The organism is Ruegeria sp. BB1 (assembly GCF_056539465.1).
This window is the reverse complement of record NZ_JBQFVB010000001.1, coordinates 292,418-310,269: the sequence shown is the minus strand read 5'-3', so window position 1 is coordinate 310,269 and position 17,852 is coordinate 292,418. Positions and strand designations below refer to the sequence as shown.

The following is a 17,852-nucleotide window of genomic DNA, read 5'->3' as shown; positions in this document are numbered from 1 at the left end:
AGTTTCATGACCGAACGCGAAAAGATGCAGGCCGGAGAGTGGTATTGCTGTCTGGATCCGGAATTGGATGCCCTGCGCGCACAGGCCCGGCGCGCGGTTCACGCGCATAACACCTGTCCACCGGATACCCGCGGTGCGATAGCACCGGAATTGCTGGCGTTGTTCGGCAACGTCGGGTCGGATTGCTTTCTCGAGGCTCCTTTTCACTGCGCCTATGGGGTGAACATCCATCTAGGCCAGCGCGTTTACTTCAACGCGGGCTGCGTGGTTCTGGACACTGCTGCGGTGCGGGTAGGAGACGGCACGATGTTTGGACCGCACGTTCAGATTTATTGCGCTCAACACGCCAAAGACCCGGTTGAGCGCGCGCAGGGTCTTGAAATTGGTCTTCCGGTGACGATTGGGCGGAATGTCTGGGTGGGCGGTGGAGCTATCTTGATGCCCGGCATCACCATCGGCGACAATGCCACCATCGGTGCGGGCAGCGTCGTGACCAAAGACGTCGCGGCCGAAGAAACGGTCGTTGGAAACCCTGCCCGAGCGCTGAAACAGTCCTAAGCGCCTTCGGCCTTTTCTTCGAGCATCAGCCACTCATCCTCGGCTGCGGCCAGTTTTTCCTGCCGCTCGACCAACGCCTCGGTCGCCTTCTGGAATTTAACCGGCTCGCGAGTGAACAATTCGGGATCGGACATGAGGTCTTCCAGTTTGCCGATCTCGGCCTCAAGCCGGGCGATTTCGGCGGGTAGTTTCTCAAGCCGGTGTTTTTCCGAGAAAGACAGGCCCGATTTCGCCTGACTTTCCGGCTTGACCTTTGCCTTTGAGGGTTTTGATTTTTCTACCTTCTTTTCCGCAACGTCCCCTCGCTGTGCAATATAGTCCGACCACCCACCCGCATAGACGATTGCGCGGCCATTGCCCTCCATCGCGATGGTCGTAGTGGCGACGCGATCCAGGAAATCCCGGTCGTGACTGACCAGCAGAACGGTGCCGTCATAATCGTCCAGCAGTTCCTGTAACAGATCCAGTGTTTCGACATCCAGATCGTTGGTCGGTTCGTCCAGCACCAGCAGGTTCGAGGATTTGGCCATCAGCTTGGCCAGCAGCAATCGCGCTTTTTCGCCCCCTGACAGGGATTTAACCGCCGCTCTGGCCTGCCGTTCGTCAAACAGGAATTCCTTGAGGTAGCCGACCACATGCTTGGGTTGGCCACCGACCATCACCTGGTCGGCCTTGCCGGAAACCCGCATCTCGGGGTCGCCGGTCAGACTATCCCAAAGGCTCATTTCCGGGTCCAGTTGCGCGCGGGTCTGATCGAACACCGCAACCTCAAGATTGGTACCCAGGGTCACCGACCCCTCATCCGGTTGTTCTTGTCCAAGCAGCATTTTCAGCAGGGTCGTCTTGCCTACACCATTCGGTCCGACAAAAGCCACCCGATCACCGCGTTGCACCAATAAGTCGAAATTCCGCACGATCCGTTGCGCATCAAAGGACTTGGCCAAGCCTTTGGCCTCGATCACTTTTCGTCCGGATTTCGGCCCTGCCTCAAGCGCCATAGCGGCCGAGCCCTGGCGTTTGATTTGCGCCGCCTTTTCGGCCCGCAACGCCTGCAGGGCGCGCACGCGGCCTTGATTGCGCTTGCGTCGTGCGCTGATGCCCTCGACAGCCCATTTCGCCTCGGATTTAATCAGGCGGTTCAGCTTGTGACGTTGCTGATCTTCCTCATCCCAAACTTTGTCACGCCAGGTTTCGAAAGCGTCGAACCCCTGTTCCTGTCGCCGCACCATTCCGCGGTCAATCCAGAGCGTGGCTCGGGTTAAAGCCCGCAAAAACGCGCGGTCGTGCGAGATCAGAACAAACGCAGCCCGCGTCGCGCCCAGCTCACGCTCGAGCCAGGCGATGGCTTCGATATCCAGGTGGTTGGTCGGCTCGTCCAGCAGCATCAGGTCTGGCGCCTCGGCCATCAGCTTGGCCAAAGCCGCGCGCCGCCGCTCGCCGCCCGAGGCCGTTTCGACCGGGCGCGACGGGTCGAATTTCAGCCCCTCTCCGGCACGTTCAACCTTGTACAGCTCACCTGGCTCTAACCCGCTTGAGGCATAGTCGCCCAGCGTCGCGAACCCTTCCATGGTTGGGTCCTGCTCCATGTAACCTATAGATTTTCCAGGCGGAATCACAATGTCGCCTTGGTCTGGCTCGACCAGACCGGCCATCACTTTCATCAAGGTTGATTTGCCGGACCCATTGCGCCCCACCAACGCGATACGATCGCCCGGCTGCACCACCAGGTCCAGCCCCGAAAACACCGGATCACCCCCAAAGGTCAGGGAAAAGCCGGACATCTGCAACAAAGGAATTCTCGCCATGCCCGCCAGCTAAACCGGCAAGGCCAAGGGGTCAACGGGGATTACCGAACCACCGCTCGCAACAAACGTTTCCTTGCCGGGGGAATCGCACCAATCTCAAGCCCGGTGAACACATGCAGCGTGTTCATATGCCGATCGACGACCGCATGGTCACTGACCCAGCCGCCCATCATCAGATAAGTACGCAGCAAGGGCGGCATCCGCAACATCGCCTTTTTCACATCCGGCCTGCGACGCAGACGCGTGGCAAAGCGGAATACATCCGGTGCCTTGACCCGTGGCAGCCAACGTTTTGGGGCGAGATGCCTGTGCTTTAGAATCGCGAACGCATCCAGATACTCCTCGGTTTCGGTCCCAGCGAAGGACGAACAGCCAAACAGCATCTCGACATCATTCTGATCTACATAGGCCGTCATTGCCCCCCAGGCGACACGCAGAATGTCTGGGTCGGTCCAGTCCGGATGAACGCAAAACCGCCCCATCTCAACCATCCGACCGCTAAACCCCGCAAGCGCCGAAAGATCATAGAACTGCGCCGAATAGCTGCGGCCGATTTCAGTGCCATCTGCCATGGTCAGCATGCGGAAACAACAGACCACCTGCCCGCTTGCGCGCACATCTTCGACCAGAATATGGGCACAGACCGAATCGAAATCGTCCTGATCGATTTTTTCTGTCCCAAAGGCCAACATCCGCAGCTGCTGTGCCGCCGCCAGGTCCTGCCGCGACTGCGCCAGCCGGGCGCGATACCGCCCCTTACCAAGCAATAGTGCCATGGTCGCATCCTCCGCGGTTGCTGACCTGTTTCCTCTTGCCATGCCCCTATCACACAATGTGTGATTGCCGCATGACCATCGCAAGATGTGGCTGTAACTTATTGTGACGTGCCGGGAATATTGGCCGGGTTAAAGTTACCGATGTTACCCAACAGCTGACGGATAAAGCCCTGACCCTGAATCGTGGACTCGGTAATCCGGCGATCCAGCGTAACGACAATACCATCCTCAAGCCCGAACCGTTCGATGTTCCGAACCACGCCCCGGTCATCAAAGCTGATCGCCACCAACTCACGCGAGACCACTTCGGGCTTTTTCGGGCCGTAATGACGAATGCGTGACCGGACGTAATAGAACCCGGAATCGCGGATCACGCCGGACGAACTGGGGGCGCCGACCGCCTCGATCACACTGTCGCGGGTGTCCACACCCACTTTGACCTCGGCCAGGTCCTCGGGCGTTGGGACATATCCGTGATTCTTGAAGACCGGCGAACATGCACCAGCCGCTGCCAGACAGGCCGCAAAGACAAGCGTTTTCGACGCCGGTTTCAACCTGTTCACAACCTTCAACATTCACACCCTCTTGCCTTGGCCCGTTACGGACCCTATCCGCTTACATCAAACCGCAGCCCCGGTTCAACACAGGAAAGGGTCACGAATGAGCAACCAGACATCTCTGCGGGTGGCCGATCTGCCCCAAAATGCACCAACCCCCTTTGAGTTGCGCCCAGACGCCAAGGCTTTGGAGGCTACCAGAGACGAGTTGGGCTTGCTTGGCCTACGCAAGCTCAGCTTTGTGGGTGACGTAAGGGCACAGGGCAAGCGCGACTGGGTATTGAACGGAAAACTGGGGGCTACAGTGATTCAGCCCTGCGTGGTGACATTGGAACCGGTGACCACCCGCATCGACATCCCGGTCGCGCGAATCTATGTGGCCGATTGGGTTGATCCAGAAGAGCCCGAGTTTGAAATTCCCGAAGGTGATGAAACCGAACAGCTTGGTGCTGAGATCGACCCAGCACTTGTCATGGTCGAGGCCCTGTCGCTGGCCCTGCCCCAATACCCACGTAAAGACGGTGCCGAACTGGGACAGGCCGACTATACCGAGCCGGGCAAACAGGCCATGACAGACGAAGACGTCAAGCCCTTTGCCGGTCTGGCCAGTCTGCGCGACGCGCTGAAAAAAGACGAGTGACATAGGTCTGTTTTCCTGTCATATCAGGCCCTCAGAAAAATCGCTTGAACATGTCGAGAATCGCAGTATTTTCGCGCGCTCATCGGAATTTGGGTTGGACATTGCGGGGATCGTCCCCTAAACGCGCGTCAAACCACGAGATAAACGAAGAATGAAACCCGGCCCACAGCGAATCTGTTGGCCCTCAGTAGACAAAGGTTGAGACCATGGCCGTCCAACAGAACAAAGTTTCCAAGTCGCGTCGCAACAACCGCCGCGCACACGACGCTCTGGTTGCTGCAAACCCGAACGAATGCCCCAACTGCGGCGAGCTGAAGCGCCCGCACCACGTCTGCGCGTCCTGCGGCCACTACGACGACCGCGAAGTCGTCGCACAGGCCGACGAAATCGACCTGGACGAAGACGCGGCCTAAGCCTTTAAAAGCGCAGGCAAGGCATGACTGAACAGCCCTCGCACGCCGGACGGATTACCATCTCGGTTGACGCTATGGGCGGAGACTCGGGGCCCGCGACTGTGGTTGCGGGCATTGCCAAATCGGCAATCAAAAACCCCGATATCGCGTTTATTCTGCACGGGCCTGAGCCTACGCTGCGCAAACTTGTTGCCAAACGGCGTGTCCTTCAGGGGCGCGTCGTTTTTCGTGATTGCCCCGATGTAGTCACGATGGAGGACAAGCCCAGTCAGGTTGTCCGCAGCGGCAAGCAGACCTCGATGTGGTCAACGCTGGAATCAGTACGGCAAGGTGAGGCGCATGGCGCCGTTTCCTGCGGCAACACCGGCGCGCTGATGGCGCTGTCGATGATGCGGTTGCGCAAATTGCCGGGTGTGAACCGTCCGGCGATTGCGATTCTGTGGCCATCGCGCAACCCGCAGGGGTTCAACGTGATGCTGGATGTGGGCGCGGATGTGCGCGCCGACGCCAAGGACCTGCTGCAATATGCGCTGATGGGTGCATCCTATGCGCGCAACGGCATGGCGCTTGAACGTCCTCGGATCGGTCTGTTGAACGTGGGCACCGAAGAACACAAGGGTCGCGCCGAGCTTAAAGAAGCGCATGCTATGATCACGGAATTCGCAGAGCAGGCGAATTTCGATTTTGTCGGTTTCGTTGAAGGCAGCGACATTCCCGGCGACAAGGCGGATGTCATTGTCACTGATGGGTTTACCGGCAACGTCGCCATTAAGACCGGCGAAGGCACTGCCAGCCTGATTGGCGACCTGTTGCGCAAAGCGTTCAAGTATTCACCGCTGTCACGCCTCGCTTCGGTACTGGCGATCACGTCGTTAAATCGTTTGAAAAAGCGTATCGACCCGCGCCAAGTGAATGGCGGCGTTTTTCTTGGCCTCAACGGAACCGTGGTCAAATCACATGGTGGCGCGGATGCCATCGGAGTCTCGGCAGCAGTCAAACTGGCCTTTACCCTTGCCCAGTCTGGTTTCGCCGAAAAATTGGCGGCACGGGTTGCATCGACAGCCGAGCTTGCACAAGATGCCGCCCACACGCCGCCAAAGGCTGGCGAATAACAAAAAAGGCAGTACCCAAGCATGGCAGGCCGTTCAGTTGTCGTTGGTGTCGGACACTATTTGCCAGAGCGCATCGTTCCGAATTCCGAGTTTGAAAAGACGCTCGATACAACGGATGAGTGGATTAAGACCCGCTCGGGTATCGAGCGCCGCCATTTCGCCGCCGAAAACGAAACAACGTCCGATCTGGCCACCAAGGCAGCCGAGGCTGCGCTGGCCGATGCGGGGCTGGTGGCTGACGATATCGATGCGATCATTGTGGCAACTTCGACCGCCGATCTGACTTTCCCATCTGCCGCAACCATGGTGCAGGCACAGTTGGGCATGACCAAAGGCTTTGCCTTTGACGTTCAGGCCGTCTGCGCCGGGTTCGTCTTTGCGCTGACCAATGCCAACGCCCTGATCGTATCCGGTCAGGCCAAGCGCGTTCTGGTCATCGGGGCTGAAACCTTCTCGCGAATCATGGACTGGACGGACCGGTCCACCTGCGTGCTGTTCGGTGATGGCGCTGGTGCGCTAGTGTTGGAGCTGCAAGAGGGCGAAGGCAGTGCGCAGGATCGTGGCATTCTGGCGACCGACCTCAATTCAGACGGCCGGTACAAGGACCTGCTTTACGTCGATGGCGGTGTGTCGACCCAATCGACCGGACATCTGCGGATGCAAGGTAATCAGGTGTTCCGCCATGCGGTCGAAAAACTGGCCAAAACGGCGGAAACCGCTTTGCAAAGCGTTGGCCTCAGCAACACTGACGTCGATTGGATTGTGCCCCATCAGGCAAATATCCGTATTATTCAGGGCACCGCCAAGAAAATGGGCCTGCCGATGGAAAACGTCGTCGTCACCGTTCAGGACCATGGCAACACATCGGCCGCGTCGATTCCTCTTGCCTTGTCCGTCGGCAAACAGCGCGGGCAAATCAAGCAGGGCGATCTGCTTGTGACCGAGGCCATCGGCGGCGGTCTGGCCTGGGGCGCGGTTGTGCTGCGCTGGTAACCGGCGCAATTCGGCTTACACGCAGACTTGCAATTCATTGATATTGACAGCGAATTTCCCCTCACCGTATTCTGCGGTATCAACAGGGGAAATGGTATGGGCGATAAAACACTGACCCGAATGGATCTGAGCGAGGCCGTCTTTCGTGAGGTTGGCCTGTCACGCAACGAAAGTGCACAACTGGTCGAAAGCGTTCTGAACCACATGTCCGACGCTTTGGTGCGCGGCGAGCAGGTTAAGATTTCGTCATTCGGCACATTCAGCGTTCGGGACAAAACTGCCCGCATCGGCCGCAACCCCAAAACCGGCGAAGAGGTTCCGATTCAACCCCGCCGGGTTCTGACGTTCCGCCCGTCGCACCTGATGAAGGATCGCGTCGCCGCAGGGAACCGTAAGTAAGATCAGGACGACACGGTCATGAGCAAGTCCCCCGACGCCTTTCGCACGATCAGTGAAGTTGCGGACTGGCTGGGCGTTCAGGCTCATGTCCTGCGATTCTGGGAAAGCCGTTTCAATCAGGTCAAACCGGTAAAGCGTGCCGGAGGGCGGCGTTACTACCGTCCCAACGACATGCGCCTGCTGGGCGGTATCAAGAAACTGCTGCACGAGGACGGGATAACCATCAAAGGCGTTCAGCGTATCCTGCGCGAACAGGGCGTGGCGCATGTTTCCGCGCTTTCGCAAGGGTTGGACGAGGTGGCCAAACCGGACGCCACCGCTAATGACAGTGTAGTTGTGCCCTTCTCTTCTAAGCCAGTCGAGACAAGCGAACAGATCAACCTAAATCTGGACGACGCTGCACCCGTTGCCGAGGCCCCTAAGGTGGAACCTGCTGAACCCAAACCGCAGCCGGTCGCGGCGCAACCCACACCGGAGTTTCTGGATGAGGCCCCTCTGCTGGGTGGAATCGCAACGCAGGCATGGAATCGCACCGATTTCGATGACGATCTGCTGAAACAGATTGCTCCGGTGGCAAAGGACCTGCGCGCCGTTCTTAACCGCATTGAAAACCGAACGGCGGGATAAGAAAAAAAGGCGATGATTTCCTCTTGCCCCTGCCGGGAAAGTCTTTATGAACACCTCAACGTCGGGCTATGGCGCAGCCTGGTAGCGCGTCCGTCTGGGGGACGGAAGGTCGCAGGTTCGAGTCCTGCTAGCCCGACCAAATCACACCGACGTTTATGGCAGACAGGCCAGATCCCGCTCTGGCATCAGGGGGGATCGGAATGACAGGTGTATGCCCAAACCAGCAGATCGAGGCGATGATTGCGCGCGGTGAAATCACCGCAAACCCCGATGTCATCGCAGCACAAGTCCAACCGGCCAGCCTTGATTTACGTCTGGGTACAGTAGCTTACCGGGTCCGAGCCTCATTTCTGGCGGGCGAAGGCCGCTCGGTCGCGGATCGTCTGGCCGAGTTTGAGATGCACCGCATCGACATCACCGATGGGGCCGTTCTGGAAAAAGGCTGCGTCTATTTGGTGCCGCTGATGGAGTCGCTGGCCCTGCCCGCTGACACCAGCGCGGTGGCCAACGCCAAAAGCTCGACCGGGCGGCTGGATCTTCTGACCCGCACGATCACCGATGGCGGCACCGAGTTTGATCGCGTGCCCGCAGGCTATACCGGGCCGCTTTATGCCGAGATTTGCCCCCGCTCCTTCTCGGTTCTGGTGCGTCCGGGTATGCGGCTGAATCAGATTCGCTTTCGTCAGGGTCAGGCCGTGCTCAGCGACGCGGAACTGACCGCATTGCACAACGCCTCGCCATTGGTCGACGGACCGGCGGTCATTCAGGACGGGCTGGGGTTTTCGGTCGACCTGCAACTGCCCGACACCGATCTGGTCGGCTATCGCGCCAAACCGCATACCGGAGTGATCGATCTGGACCGGATCGGAGAATACGACCCGCAGGAATACTGGGAAGAGGTCCGCACCACCGATGGCCGCATCATCCTGGACCCGGGCGCCTTCTACATCCTGGTCAGCCGCGAGGCCGTCCACATCCCGCCCCTCTATGCCGCCGAGATGGCGCCGTATCTAGCCATGGTGGGTGAATTCCGGGTGCATTACGCAGGTTTCTTCGACCCCGGTTTCGGCCACGCCGCCGCCGGAGGCGCTGGATCACGTGGAGTGCTTGAAGTGCGCTGCCATGAGGCACCTTTTGTGTTGGAACACGGTCAAGTCGTCGGTCGGCTGGTCTATGAGAAAATGGCCGAAATGCCCACCCAGCTGTACGGGGCTGGCATCGCCTCAAATTACCAAGGACAAGGCTTGAAATTGTCCAAGCATTTCAAGGCAGTTAGCTGATCAGAACTTCATGAACCGGCGCGCTTGACGGGTTATTCGTTGCGCTTGTTTCAGGTTCTGGGATGGGCGTGGGCCTTTGTTGTTGGCACGGTTGGCCTCGCCGGGCTGTTCGTTCTTACCACCCATACGGCTTGCCATATCAAAGCCCTTGTCAACGCTTTTACTGACAAGGCGGCGCATGACCTGACGTACGATCATGTCGATCATCCGATTGGCATTCATTGCTCAACTCCGTTTTCTGACCCTCAACATAGGCGAATTGTGTGACACCAAAAGGGTCGTTTGATCACTCTTCCTCGAACAGTTCGGTCTGATCTTCATCCTGCTCTTCTTCGCGCCCCTCACCCAGTGGGATGGTGCCCGGCGGTGGCCGGTTTTCCAGCAGGCCAGCGGCGCGCAGTTCCTTGAGCCCCGGCAGGTCGCGAGCGTTCTCAAGCCCAAAATGGTCCAGGAAATGCGGCGTCACCACAAATGTCACCGGACGGCCCGGTGTCATTCGGCGACGGCCTAACCTGATCCACTCCATTTCCAGCAGTTGGTCGATCGTCCCGCGTGAGACCGAAACACCGCGAATTTCTTCAATCTCAGCCCGCGTACAGGGTTGATGGTAGGCCACGATAGCCAGCGTTTCGATGGCCGCACGGCTCAGTTTGCGGGTTTCAACTGTTTCTTTTTGCATCAAAAAGCCCAGATCGGGGGCGGTTCGAATGGCCCAGGCCTCGCCAACCTTGACCACCCGCACACCGCGTCCTTCATAGCGTTTCTGAAGCATTTCAACCGCTTGCGCCGCGTCGCTGCCATGGGGCATCCGGGCCTCAAGATCAGAGGTAGTCACCGGTTCGGCGCTGGCGAACAGCACGGCCTCGACCATGCGCTCTTGCTCTGCCAGCGGCGGTGCTTCGAACAGGGTGCCGGTGCCTTCGTCTTCGGGGGCGTCAGTCACGTGTGTCAGTCCTCTTGCGCAGATGGATCGGGGCAAAGGTCTCGCTCTGCTTGATTTCCATATGTCCTTCTTTCACCAATTCCAGCGAGGCCGCAAAGGTCGCCGCCGTGGCCGAGCGTTTGCGGACAGGGTCCACGTCCCAACCATCGGGCAGATAGGTCTCCATATCCGTCCAGGTGCCCGCAAAGCCGATCAGGGGGCGCATCCGCTCCAGCGCCTGTTCCATCGTGAACACGGCGTCACGGTCCATCACGAAGGGGCGGAATTCGTCGCGTGTGCGGATGCGAGCGTACCCCTGCATCAAATCCAGCAGGGTTGCCGAATAAGTCACAGTGCGGATGCGGGTGACATCCTCGCCCTGCCCGCGTTTGAAGAAATCGCGGCCCAGCTGGTCCCGCGCCATCAAGCGGGCCGCAGCATCACGCATGGCCTGCAAGCGCTCTAGCTGAAACGCCAGATGCGCGGCCAGTTCTTCACCTGACGGACCCTCGTCATCCGGATCAGGGGGCAGCAGCAGGCGGGATTTCAAAAAGGCCAGCCACGCCGCCATAACCAGATAGTCAGCTGCCAATTCAATCCGCAGAGCCCGGGCTTTTTCAACAAAAGTCAGATATTGCTGCGCCAGCGCTAGAACCGAGATTTTCCGCAGGTCGACCTTTTGTGTCCGCGACAGGGTCAACAACACGTCCAACGGGCCTTCGAACCCGTCGACGTCAACGATCAAGGCTTCGGCCGCAAGGCGATCCGCGACCGAGACCGGGTCTTCGCTGAAAAGGTTATCGTTCATATACCTGCCCGCCCATTAGGGCAGATAGTTCCGCCTCAGTCGCGGGGATGTCAAGTTCCGCAGGCTTTTGCCGCATTGCCAGCGCCTTTTCTGCGCGTATCTCGGCCTGCTCGGTCATTTCTCCGGCGGCTTCCAGCACTTTGGCGCGGGCTTCAAACGAGCCGTTGCAATGCAAAACCAAGTCGCATCCGGCGTTGAGCGCCTGACGGGCAATCTCCTCGGGTGCGCCGCTGAGGGCCTTCATCGAGATATCATCGGTCATGATCAGGCCATCAAACCCAATCCTGTCGCGGATCAGACCGATCATTGTGGGTGAAATCGTAGCCGGTTGTGGGTCGATCCGGTCATAAACCAAATGCGCCGTCATCCCCATCGGCAGGTCGTTCAAGGCACGGAACGGCGCGAAATCGGTCTCTTCCAATGCGTCTTGCGTCAGATCGACATGTGGCAGGTCGTGGTGGCTGTCCAGCGTGGACAGGCCGTGGCCTGGCATGTGCTTGATCACTGGCAGAACACCACCATCCAGATGCCCCTTGGCAACCGCCTTTCCGATCCCGGAAACTGTTGTTGAATCAGATCCATAGCAGCGGTTCTTCAGAAAGGCATGCGTATCATCACGCGCCAGATCCACCATCGGGGCACAATTGCTGTCGATCCCCAGCTCAAACAGCTCATTCGCGATTAGGCGATAGCGTAGATACATGGCGCGTTCAGCCTGATCCCCCGCGCCCGCGACATGATCCAGCGGTGGCATCCATTCCCGCGCCAGTGGTGCGCGCAGCCGTTGCACGCGGCCGCCTTCCTGATCAATGGTGATCGGGCAATTGCGTCCCACAGCCTCGCGGAAGTCGTCGCACAGAGCACGGACCTGATCGGCGGTATCGATGTTGCGGGCAAATAAAATGAACCCAAACGGGTTCATTTCTTGAAACAGACTTTTTTCTTCGGGCGTCAGGCGCAAGCCTTCGGCATCAGTGATTGCCGCGCCGAAACTCACCGAGCGGCCACCGGGATACAATCGGCGCCTTGTGCTTCGAGGGCAGCGCAGAACTGACGCGAGTCGCTTAGGTCGTCAAATCCCAGAACCCGCAAACGATAGAAGGTCCGTCCACCACGTGAGGTTTTTTGGATAACACGTTGTTTTCCATCCATATACTCACCGAAACGGCCATTCAGGCGATCCCATTCAGCCCGCGCTACATCCGTGCTTTCATAGGCCCCAAGCTGGGCCATGCGCGTGCCCTTGGACAATGTGTCCGGGTCAATATCCAGCCCCACAGCAGCTTTGACCGCAGCGTTGATCGCGTCTTCAGTACTGCTGCTGGTGGTGATCCCGCTGGGTGTAGAACGGGCCGGGCGCGTGTTGGGGCGCAAAGACCGGCGAACCCCCGGCAGTGCGGCCAGTTCCGGATCGGGCAACTGTGCGGCCAGATCAGCGGGATCAATCGCGGGCTCTTCTTCGGGCACGACCAAAGAGGCCAGTTGCACGCCCTGCTCGGTCGGTTGGTCGATTTGTGCCGCATCACCAGCCAGTTCGGCGACCAGAGCGTCTACCGAACCCTGGCGCAATTGCGCAGCCTCCTGATCAGAAATCTCTTCCTGCACCACATGCACGGCCGGGGTGGGCTTCAGAGGCTCAACCGGCGTGTCCTCATCCGACAGGGACACCGGGCGCGGCGCAAGGATCAGACGATCCGCCGGGGGTGCGGCTGTTCCGACCGCGGCCACCGTGTTGACGGCCAGTCCTTGATGATCGGCAGGTGTTCCACCGGGGCTTTCTGGCTGAATGCGCATGGGCCCTTCGATGGCACGTACGACCGGTACACCGCTAACATCGCGCATCACCAGCTTGTAACCCCAAACACCAATGCCAGCGACCAATGCCAGGGACGCAACCGCGCCCAGCGCGTTTACGATACGACCCAGACCCGCTGCGCGCGGCGCTTCTTCATACCCGTGCATGTCGTCGGAATAGTCATACCCATCCTGAGGATGTGGTTGATTCGTGTAATGCATCTGCTCGGGGCGCATCTGCCCCGAGTAATCGTAACGTGCCATGTCCGCCTCACCGCCCGATTCACGCCAGAAAATAAGGCGCGCGGGTCATTTCTTGCCTACCTCGTACCGGTGCTTCGGGCGGTGTTTGTTACCGCATCTCCTGCGCCGGAGTAACGCCAAGAATACCCAAGCCCGCTGAAATCACAACAGAAACGGCGCGGGCCAATGCGATTTTTGACTGGCTTGTGGCAACATCGCCATCCTGGATGAAACGCAGTTGAGTCTCGTCGTTGCCCTTATTCCACAGCGCGTGGAAGTCTCCTGCAAGCTCATACAGGTAGAAGGCAACCCGGTGCGGCTCATTCGTGCGCGCGGCGATCTCAACCAAACGAGGCCATTCAGCCAGCTTCTTGGCCACGGTCAGTTCCGAGGCGTGATCGTTCTTGCTGAGGTCCGCACCCGCAAGGGTCACGTCATCAGCGACAATCCCTGCCTCGGCGGCTCGGCGCAGCACGCTCATGATGCGGGCATGAGCGTATTGAACGTAGAACACGGGGTTCTCGCGGCTCTGCTCAAGCACCTTGTCGAAATCGAAATCCAGGGGCGCGTCGTTCTTACGAGTCAGCATCACGAAGCGGGTCACATCCGGCCCAACCTGATCGACCACATCCCGCAGGGTGACAAAGTTCCCGGCCCGCTTGGACATCTTGAATGGCTCGCCGTTCTTCCACAGCTTCACAAGCTGGGTCAGCTTGATATCCAGCGGCACTTTGCCATCAGACAGCGCCGATACTGCTGCCTTCATCCGTTTGACATAGCCGCCATGGTCCGCACCAAACACGTCGATCAACGCGTCAAAACCACGGGTCACCTTGTCATAATGATAAGCAATGTCGGGGGCGAAATAGGTCCAGCTGCCGTCCGACTTCTTCACCGGGCGATCGACGTCATCGCCATGTTCGGTGGACTTGAACAGGGTCTGCTCGCGCGGCTCCCAATCCTCGGGCTTTTTGCCCTTTGGCGGCTCCAGAACGCCTTCATAGATCAGGCCCTTTTCGGTCAGCGACTCCAGCGCGGCCTCGATCCGACCTGTGCCATAGAGCGATTTTTCCGAGAAGAACACATCCATCTCTACGCCCAGCGCCTTCAGGTCAGCGCGGATCAGGTCCATCATCGCGTCGGTCGAGAACTCGCGCAGATCGTCCAGCCATTCGCTTTCCGGCTTGTCGATCAGGCTGTCGCCGTATTTCTCTTTCAGCGCTTCGCCGATTGGGATCAAGTAGTCGCCCGGATACAAGCCTTCGGCAATCTCGGGGCTCAACCCGTTGGCTTCGCGATAGCGCTCGTAGGCCGAGCGTGCCAACACGTCGACCTGCGCACCGCCGTCGTTAATATAGTATTCGCGGGTCACATCATGGCCGGAATAGGCCAACAAGCTTGCCAGCGCATCGCCAAACACCGCGCCCCGCGTATGGCCAACATGCAGCGGCCCAGTCGGGTTGGCCGACACATATTCCACGTTGACCTTTTGCCCCTGCCCCATAGTCGAGCGGCCATAATCCGTGCCTTTCTCCAACACTGCCGCCAAAACACCCTGCCAAACCGAAGGCGCCAACCGCAGGTTCAAAAAGCCCGGCCCCGCTACCTCGGCACTGGTGATCCGGTCATCCGCCGCCAGCTTTCCGGCCAACACATCGGCAATGTCGCGCGGCTTCATCTTGGCCGGCTTCGCCAGCACCATCGCGGCGTTTGTCGCCATGTCGCCATGCGCGGCATCACGCGGTGGTTCGACCGCCACATTGTCAAAGCTCAGCCCCTCGGGCAGCGCGCCTTCGGACTGCATCTGTGCCAGCGCGTCCAGTACAAGGCCGCGGATCTCGGAAAACAGGTTCATTTCGGATGTCCTTTTGCTTGCCCGGCGGTTTACCACGCAAAGCGGCAAGGTCAATGGAAGCGATCAGTTTCCGCTTGGATTAGCGGTAAACCGGGCTAAGGTCACAGGAAATTCCTAACCTCGGAGATCGTTCCATGCGTCTTGCCCTGCCCCTTGCATTCGTCCTGACCACTTCGATCCCGGTCTGGGCCGATATGCCCGCGCCGCAGGGCCATGTTCTTCTGACGCTGGGCGGGGCGGTGACGGAAACCAACTTACCGGCTCGGGGTGAAAATGACGGTGGTCTGCTGGGTTATCTCGAAGTGCAGCACAGCGGCGGCGCCGGATTTGACGCCGCGATGCTTGACGGTCTAGCGCAAGTGGAGATCACAATTGCCTACGGCCCCGAAGACAATCAGCGCGACGTCGCCTTCTCTGGTCCGCTTTTGTCGGATTTGATGGTCATGGCAGGGGCCGAAGGGAAGACTGCCAAACCAATGGCGATGGATGGATACCAGTCCGAAATCCCATGGGACAGTATTCAGGCGCACCAACCCATCGTGGCAACGCATGCGGATGGCAGTCCGATGGGGATCGGCGGCTATGGCCCTACGATGATCGTTTTTCCGCCCACAGATGATGCTGATCTGGCAGACGAGCAATCCGGGCAACAGGTTTGGGCGCTAGCCTATATCGGCATCGAGTGACGACCGCCCCGTCAGCCTTTTGTGATCCTGCAAGGCAAAGCGGTCGGTCATACCTGCAATGTAGTCCGACACAATCCGTGCCAGCACCGTCTCATCCCGGGCTGCTTCTATATCGCCGTGCCAATGGGCTGGCATTTGTTTGGGATCGTTCAAGTAGATCGGGAATAATTCTTCAACGACCGCAGACACTTCGGCCCTGACCTTCATGACGCTGGGCGCACGATACATCCGCGAAAACAGGAAGGCGCGGATCTCTTTAAGTTGCGCCCAAAGCCCTGCCGAGAACTGGATCACCGGATAACCCAGATGCCGGATATCTTCGACCGTTTGCGCCCCAGAATCAGCGATCAGGTCGCGCGAGGTGTCGATCACATCCGAAACCATCACTCCAAACACGCGACGCAATGCTTCGTGCCTGCGCCGATACGGGTCCAGACCAGGGTACTTGCGGTCCACTTCCGCATAGCAATCACCGACGATGGGCAATTGCTGAATTTCAGCGTCCGTGAACAGATCGGCCCTGAGCCCATCCAACAGATCATGATTGTTATAGGCTATATCGTCAGACAGCGCGGCCACCTGTGCCTCGGCACTGGCATGGGTGTGCAGTTCAAGGTCAAAACCGCCATTGCACTCGGCCAGCGCCCACGGCAATTCGCCTGTCACAGGCCCATTATGCTTGGCTATGCCTTCCAGACATTCCCATGTCAGGTTGCAGCCGTCGAATTCGGCATAGTGGCGTTCCAATTTGGTGACGATCCGAATGGCCTGCGCGTTGTGATCGAAGCCGCCGTATGGCTCCATCAAAGCGTGCAAGGCGTCCTCTCCGGTATGACCAAAGGGCGTGTGCCCCAGATCATGCGCCAATGCCACGGCTTCGGTCAGTTCGGGGTTCAATCCCAATGCCCCGGCAATCGTGCGCGCCACCTGTGCCACTTCGATAGAATGCGTCAGGCGCGTGCGGTAACTGTCGCCTTCATGTTCAACAAACACCTGTGTCTTGTGTTTCAGCCGCCGAAACGCGCTGGCATGAATGATCCGATCCCGGTCGCGCTGAAAGCATGATCGGAAACTGCTTTCCTCCTCAGGTACTAGCCGCCCCCTTGCGCGGCCTGGGTCCGAGGCAAAACCTGCTCTGTCCAAAGGCCTTATCCTTGTCGCCTGTCCTTGCAATTTCTATATTGTAAGGCGTAAAGGAAATAAACCTTTGGAGACTGGCATGAATCTGCCCCCCACAGTCACAGAACGCGCCTTTGACCGTCTGGCCGAGATTGGCGCAGCGGATCAGGGTCAGGCCCTGCGCGTCGCAGTGGAAGGCGGCGGATGTTCCGGCTTTCAATACGAAATCGCGCTGGACGAACCCAAAGACGACGATCTTGTGCTGGAAGGCAAAGGCCAAAAGGTCATTGTCGATTCGATTTCTCTGCCGTTTCTGGAAAATGCAGTGATCGATTTCACGCAGGAACTGATTGGTGCGCGGTTTGTGATCGAAAACCCCAACGCGACCTCATCCTGCGGCTGCGGTACGTCTTTTTCAATGTGACCTTGCCCTGCCCGCGTGGTTGAGGGATAGATCAACCGGCAGTCAGCCGGAGGATCGCGCATGAAAATCGCCACGTTTAACATCAACGGCATCAAAGCGCGGGCCGAAGCTCTGCCCCGGTGGCTTGACGAAGCACAACCTGACGTCGTCCTATTGCAGGAAATCAAGTCGGTCGATGAAAACTTCCCGCGCGAGATATTTGAGGAACGTGGTTATAACGTCGAAACCCACGGCCAGAAAAGTTTTAACGGCGTCGCCATCTTATCAAAACTTCCACTTGAGGATGTGTCCCGTGGCCTGCCCGGAGATGACGAGGACGAACAGGCGCGCTGGATCGAAGCGACCGTGATCGGCAAGCAAGCGCTGCGGATTTGCGGGTTGTACCTGCCCAACGGCAACCCGGTACCCGGACCGAAATACGACTATAAGCTGGCCTGGATGGAACGGCTGTATCATCGGGCGCGCGAACTGATGGCCAGCGAAGAACCGGCACTTATGGCGGGAGATTACAACATCATCCCACAGGCCGAAGATGCCGCCCGCCCGGATGCCTGGCGCGAGGATGCCTTGTTCCGACCGGAAAGCCGTGCGGCGTTTCGCAAAATCCTCAATCTGGGCTTTACCGAAGCGTTTCGGGCCCGCACACAAGGACCTGGTCACTACTCATTCTGGGACTATCAGGCGGGTGCGTGGAACAAGAACGATGGCATTCGTATCGATCACTTTCTGCTGACACCTCAGGCTGCCGATCTGATGCAAGACTGCCAGATTGATGCAGCCGTGCGAGGGCATGAGAAACCGTCGGACCACGTGCCAGTCTGGGTTCAGCTCGACCTGTAAT

General features: G+C 58.7%; 21 protein-coding genes and 1 tRNA gene. 12 read left to right on the top strand and 10 right to left on the bottom strand.

The genetic code is table 11. The features are described 5' to 3' along the window. The first annotated feature begins 6 nt into the window (after window positions 1–6). Window positions 7–558 (top strand): sugar O-acetyltransferase, encoded by a 552-nt coding sequence (locus tag ACR0AL_RS01600; RefSeq protein WP_170410158.1) that lies wholly within the window; start codon window positions 7–9, stop codon window positions 556–558. Here ACR0AL_RS01600 and ACR0AL_RS01595 read toward each other — a convergent pair. The 3 genes from ACR0AL_RS01595 to ACR0AL_RS01585 all read right to left on the bottom strand — a co-directional run bounded on the left by ACR0AL_RS01595 (window position 555) and on the right by ACR0AL_RS01585 (window position 3,714). Further along, window positions 555–2,363, bottom strand: coding sequence for an ABC-F family ATP-binding cassette domain-containing protein (locus ACR0AL_RS01595; protein WP_480661718.1), 1,809 nt, complete (start codon window positions 2,361–2,363; stop codon window positions 555–557). The genes ACR0AL_RS01600 and ACR0AL_RS01595 overlap by 4 nt on opposite strands. 41 nt (window positions 2,364–2,404) lie before the next feature. Then, the gene (locus tag ACR0AL_RS01590) at window positions 2,405–3,139 is read right to left on the bottom strand and encodes a GNAT family N-acetyltransferase (RefSeq protein ID WP_480661716.1); all 735 of its coding nucleotides are present in this window, start codon (window positions 3,137–3,139) and stop codon (window positions 2,405–2,407) included. 98 nt (window positions 3,140–3,237) lie between these two features. Then, complete coding sequence (locus ACR0AL_RS01585) at window positions 3,238–3,714, bottom strand: outer membrane protein assembly factor BamE (RefSeq protein ID WP_170348973.1); 477 nt, start codon at window positions 3,712–3,714, stop codon at window positions 3,238–3,240. 85 nt (window positions 3,715–3,799) lie between these two features. On the opposite strand from ACR0AL_RS01585, the gene ACR0AL_RS01580 reads away from it, so the two are divergent. The 8 genes from ACR0AL_RS01580 (at window position 3,800) to ACR0AL_RS01545 (ending at window position 9,160) form a co-directional block, all read left to right on the top strand. Continuing rightward, a complete protein-coding gene (locus ACR0AL_RS01580; protein WP_170348974.1) occupies window positions 3,800–4,336 on the top strand; it encodes a YceD family protein in 537 nt (178 codons plus the stop codon). Window positions 4,337–4,542: 206 nt separating this feature from the next. After that, complete coding sequence (gene rpmF / locus ACR0AL_RS01575; RefSeq protein WP_008756996.1) at window positions 4,543–4,749, top strand: 50S ribosomal protein L32; 207 nt, start codon at window positions 4,543–4,545, stop codon at window positions 4,747–4,749. A gap of 23 nt (window positions 4,750–4,772) precedes the next feature. Beyond that, window positions 4,773–5,861, top strand: a complete 1,089-nt coding sequence (gene plsX / locus ACR0AL_RS01570) for a phosphate acyltransferase PlsX (RefSeq protein WP_170348975.1) — start codon at window positions 4,773–4,775, stop codon at window positions 5,859–5,861. A 21-nt stretch (window positions 5,862–5,882) separates the two neighbouring features. Then, window positions 5,883–6,854 carry a beta-ketoacyl-ACP synthase III gene (locus tag ACR0AL_RS01565; protein WP_170358866.1) on the top strand — a complete coding sequence of 324 codons (972 nt, stop codon included), beginning with the start codon at window positions 5,883–5,885 and terminating at the stop codon, window positions 6,852–6,854. Window positions 6,855–6,950: 96 nt separating this feature from the next. After that, a complete protein-coding gene (ihfA, locus tag ACR0AL_RS01560; RefSeq protein ID WP_008755922.1) occupies window positions 6,951–7,253 on the top strand; it encodes an integration host factor subunit alpha in 303 nt (100 codons plus the stop codon). Between the two features lie 18 nt (window positions 7,254–7,271). Further along, window positions 7,272–7,880 carry a MerR family transcriptional regulator gene (locus ACR0AL_RS01555; protein WP_170348977.1) on the top strand — a complete coding sequence of 203 codons (609 nt, stop codon included), beginning with the start codon at window positions 7,272–7,274 and terminating at the stop codon, window positions 7,878–7,880. A gap of 62 nt (window positions 7,881–7,942) precedes the next feature. Next, window positions 7,943–8,019: transfer RNA gene (locus tag ACR0AL_RS01550), tRNA-Pro, on the top strand. A gap of 61 nt (window positions 8,020–8,080) precedes the next feature. Further along, window positions 8,081–9,160 (top strand): 2'-deoxycytidine 5'-triphosphate deaminase, encoded by a 1,080-nt coding sequence (locus ACR0AL_RS01545; protein ID WP_480661714.1) that lies wholly within the window; start codon window positions 8,081–8,083, stop codon window positions 9,158–9,160. Here the strand turns inward: ACR0AL_RS01545 and ACR0AL_RS01540 are convergent, their stop codons facing one another. The 6 genes from ACR0AL_RS01540 to argS all read right to left on the bottom strand — a co-directional run bounded on the left by ACR0AL_RS01540 (window position 9,161) and on the right by argS (window position 14,782). After that, on the bottom strand, window positions 9,161–9,382 hold the full coding sequence (locus ACR0AL_RS01540; protein WP_170358871.1) for a hypothetical protein: 222 nt from the start codon (window positions 9,380–9,382) through the stop codon (window positions 9,161–9,163). Window positions 9,383–9,446: 64 nt separating this feature from the next. Continuing rightward, complete coding sequence (gene scpB, locus ACR0AL_RS01535; RefSeq protein ID WP_170348980.1) at window positions 9,447–10,103, bottom strand: SMC-Scp complex subunit ScpB; 657 nt, start codon at window positions 10,101–10,103, stop codon at window positions 9,447–9,449. Then, window positions 10,096–10,890 (bottom strand): segregation and condensation protein A, encoded by a 795-nt coding sequence (locus tag ACR0AL_RS01530; RefSeq protein WP_480661712.1) that lies wholly within the window; start codon window positions 10,888–10,890, stop codon window positions 10,096–10,098. The genes scpB and ACR0AL_RS01530 overlap by 8 nt, the downstream gene beginning before the upstream one ends. After that, window positions 10,880–11,887, bottom strand: coding sequence for a beta-N-acetylhexosaminidase (gene nagZ / locus ACR0AL_RS01525; RefSeq protein ID WP_480661710.1), 1,008 nt, complete (start codon window positions 11,885–11,887; stop codon window positions 10,880–10,882). Before nagZ ends, ACR0AL_RS01530 begins: the two co-directional genes overlap by 11 nt. Then, on the bottom strand, window positions 11,884–12,948 hold the full coding sequence (locus ACR0AL_RS01520) for an SPOR domain-containing protein (protein WP_170348983.1): 1,065 nt from the start codon (window positions 12,946–12,948) through the stop codon (window positions 11,884–11,886). The genes nagZ and ACR0AL_RS01520 overlap by 4 nt, the downstream gene beginning before the upstream one ends. An 88-nt stretch (window positions 12,949–13,036) precedes the next feature. Beyond that, window positions 13,037–14,782 carry an arginine--tRNA ligase gene (gene argS / locus ACR0AL_RS01515; protein WP_170348984.1) on the bottom strand — a complete coding sequence of 582 codons (1,746 nt, stop codon included), beginning with the start codon at window positions 14,780–14,782 and terminating at the stop codon, window positions 13,037–13,039. Window positions 14,783–14,916: 134 nt separating this feature from the next. On the opposite strand from argS, the gene ACR0AL_RS01510 reads away from it, so the two are divergent. Further along, window positions 14,917–15,468, top strand: coding sequence for a putative pterin-binding protein (locus ACR0AL_RS01510; RefSeq protein WP_170348985.1), 552 nt, complete (start codon window positions 14,917–14,919; stop codon window positions 15,466–15,468). Here the strand turns inward: ACR0AL_RS01510 and ACR0AL_RS01505 are convergent. Beyond that, the gene (locus tag ACR0AL_RS01505; RefSeq protein ID WP_170348986.1) at window positions 15,445–16,611 is read right to left on the bottom strand and encodes a deoxyguanosinetriphosphate triphosphohydrolase; all 1,167 of its coding nucleotides are present in this window, start codon (window positions 16,609–16,611) and stop codon (window positions 15,445–15,447) included. The two genes, ACR0AL_RS01510 and ACR0AL_RS01505, sit on opposite strands and share 24 nt — an antisense overlap. Before the next feature lie 76 nt (window positions 16,612–16,687). Between ACR0AL_RS01505 and ACR0AL_RS01500 the strand changes: the two genes are divergently transcribed. Then, window positions 16,688–17,011 carry a HesB/IscA family protein gene (locus tag ACR0AL_RS01500; RefSeq protein ID WP_170348987.1) on the top strand — a complete coding sequence of 108 codons (324 nt, stop codon included), beginning with the start codon at window positions 16,688–16,690 and terminating at the stop codon, window positions 17,009–17,011. Between the two features lie 60 nt (window positions 17,012–17,071). Continuing rightward, window positions 17,072–17,851 (top strand): exodeoxyribonuclease III, encoded by a 780-nt coding sequence (gene xth / locus ACR0AL_RS01495; protein ID WP_170348988.1) that lies wholly within the window; start codon window positions 17,072–17,074, stop codon window positions 17,849–17,851. The last annotated feature ends 1 nt before the right edge of the window (window position 17,852 follow it).

Excerpts from the sequence above, each read along its gene's own strand:
- ACR0AL_RS01600 (WP_170410158.1), top strand. The coding sequence starts at position 7 with ATGACCGAACGCGAAAAGATGCAGGCCGGAGAGTGGTATTGCTGTCTG.
- ACR0AL_RS01595 (WP_480661718.1), bottom strand. The coding sequence starts at position 2,363 with ATGGCGAGAATTCCTTTGTTGCAGATGTCCGGCTTTTCCCTGACCTTT.
- ACR0AL_RS01590 (WP_480661716.1), bottom strand. The coding sequence starts at position 3,139 with ATGGCACTATTGCTTGGTAAGGGGCGGTATCGCGCCCGGCTGGCGCAG.
- ACR0AL_RS01585 (WP_170348973.1), bottom strand. The coding sequence starts at position 3,714 with ATGTTGAAGGTTGTGAACAGGTTGAAACCGGCGTCGAAAACGCTTGTC.
- ACR0AL_RS01580 (WP_170348974.1), top strand. The coding sequence starts at position 3,800 with ATGAGCAACCAGACATCTCTGCGGGTGGCCGATCTGCCCCAAAATGCA.
- rpmF (WP_008756996.1), top strand. The coding sequence starts at position 4,543 with ATGGCCGTCCAACAGAACAAAGTTTCCAAGTCGCGTCGCAACAACCGC.
- plsX (WP_170348975.1), top strand. The coding sequence starts at position 4,773 with ATGACTGAACAGCCCTCGCACGCCGGACGGATTACCATCTCGGTTGAC.
- ACR0AL_RS01565 (WP_170358866.1), top strand. The coding sequence starts at position 5,883 with ATGGCAGGCCGTTCAGTTGTCGTTGGTGTCGGACACTATTTGCCAGAG.
- ihfA (WP_008755922.1), top strand. The coding sequence starts at position 6,951 with ATGGGCGATAAAACACTGACCCGAATGGATCTGAGCGAGGCCGTCTTT.
- ACR0AL_RS01555 (WP_170348977.1), top strand. The coding sequence starts at position 7,272 with ATGAGCAAGTCCCCCGACGCCTTTCGCACGATCAGTGAAGTTGCGGAC.
- ACR0AL_RS01545 (WP_480661714.1), top strand. The coding sequence starts at position 8,081 with ATGACAGGTGTATGCCCAAACCAGCAGATCGAGGCGATGATTGCGCGC.
- ACR0AL_RS01540 (WP_170358871.1), bottom strand. The coding sequence starts at position 9,382 with ATGAATGCCAATCGGATGATCGACATGATCGTACGTCAGGTCATGCGC.
- ACR0AL_RS01530 (WP_480661712.1), bottom strand. The coding sequence starts at position 10,890 with ATGAACGATAACCTTTTCAGCGAAGACCCGGTCTCGGTCGCGGATCGC.
- ACR0AL_RS01520 (WP_170348983.1), bottom strand. The coding sequence starts at position 12,948 with ATGGCACGTTACGATTACTCGGGGCAGATGCGCCCCGAGCAGATGCAT.
- argS (WP_170348984.1), bottom strand. The coding sequence starts at position 14,782 with ATGAACCTGTTTTCCGAGATCCGCGGCCTTGTACTGGACGCGCTGGCA.
- ACR0AL_RS01510 (WP_170348985.1), top strand. The coding sequence starts at position 14,917 with ATGCGTCTTGCCCTGCCCCTTGCATTCGTCCTGACCACTTCGATCCCG.
- ACR0AL_RS01500 (WP_170348987.1), top strand. The coding sequence starts at position 16,688 with ATGAATCTGCCCCCCACAGTCACAGAACGCGCCTTTGACCGTCTGGCC.
- xth (WP_170348988.1), top strand. The coding sequence starts at position 17,072 with ATGAAAATCGCCACGTTTAACATCAACGGCATCAAAGCGCGGGCCGAA.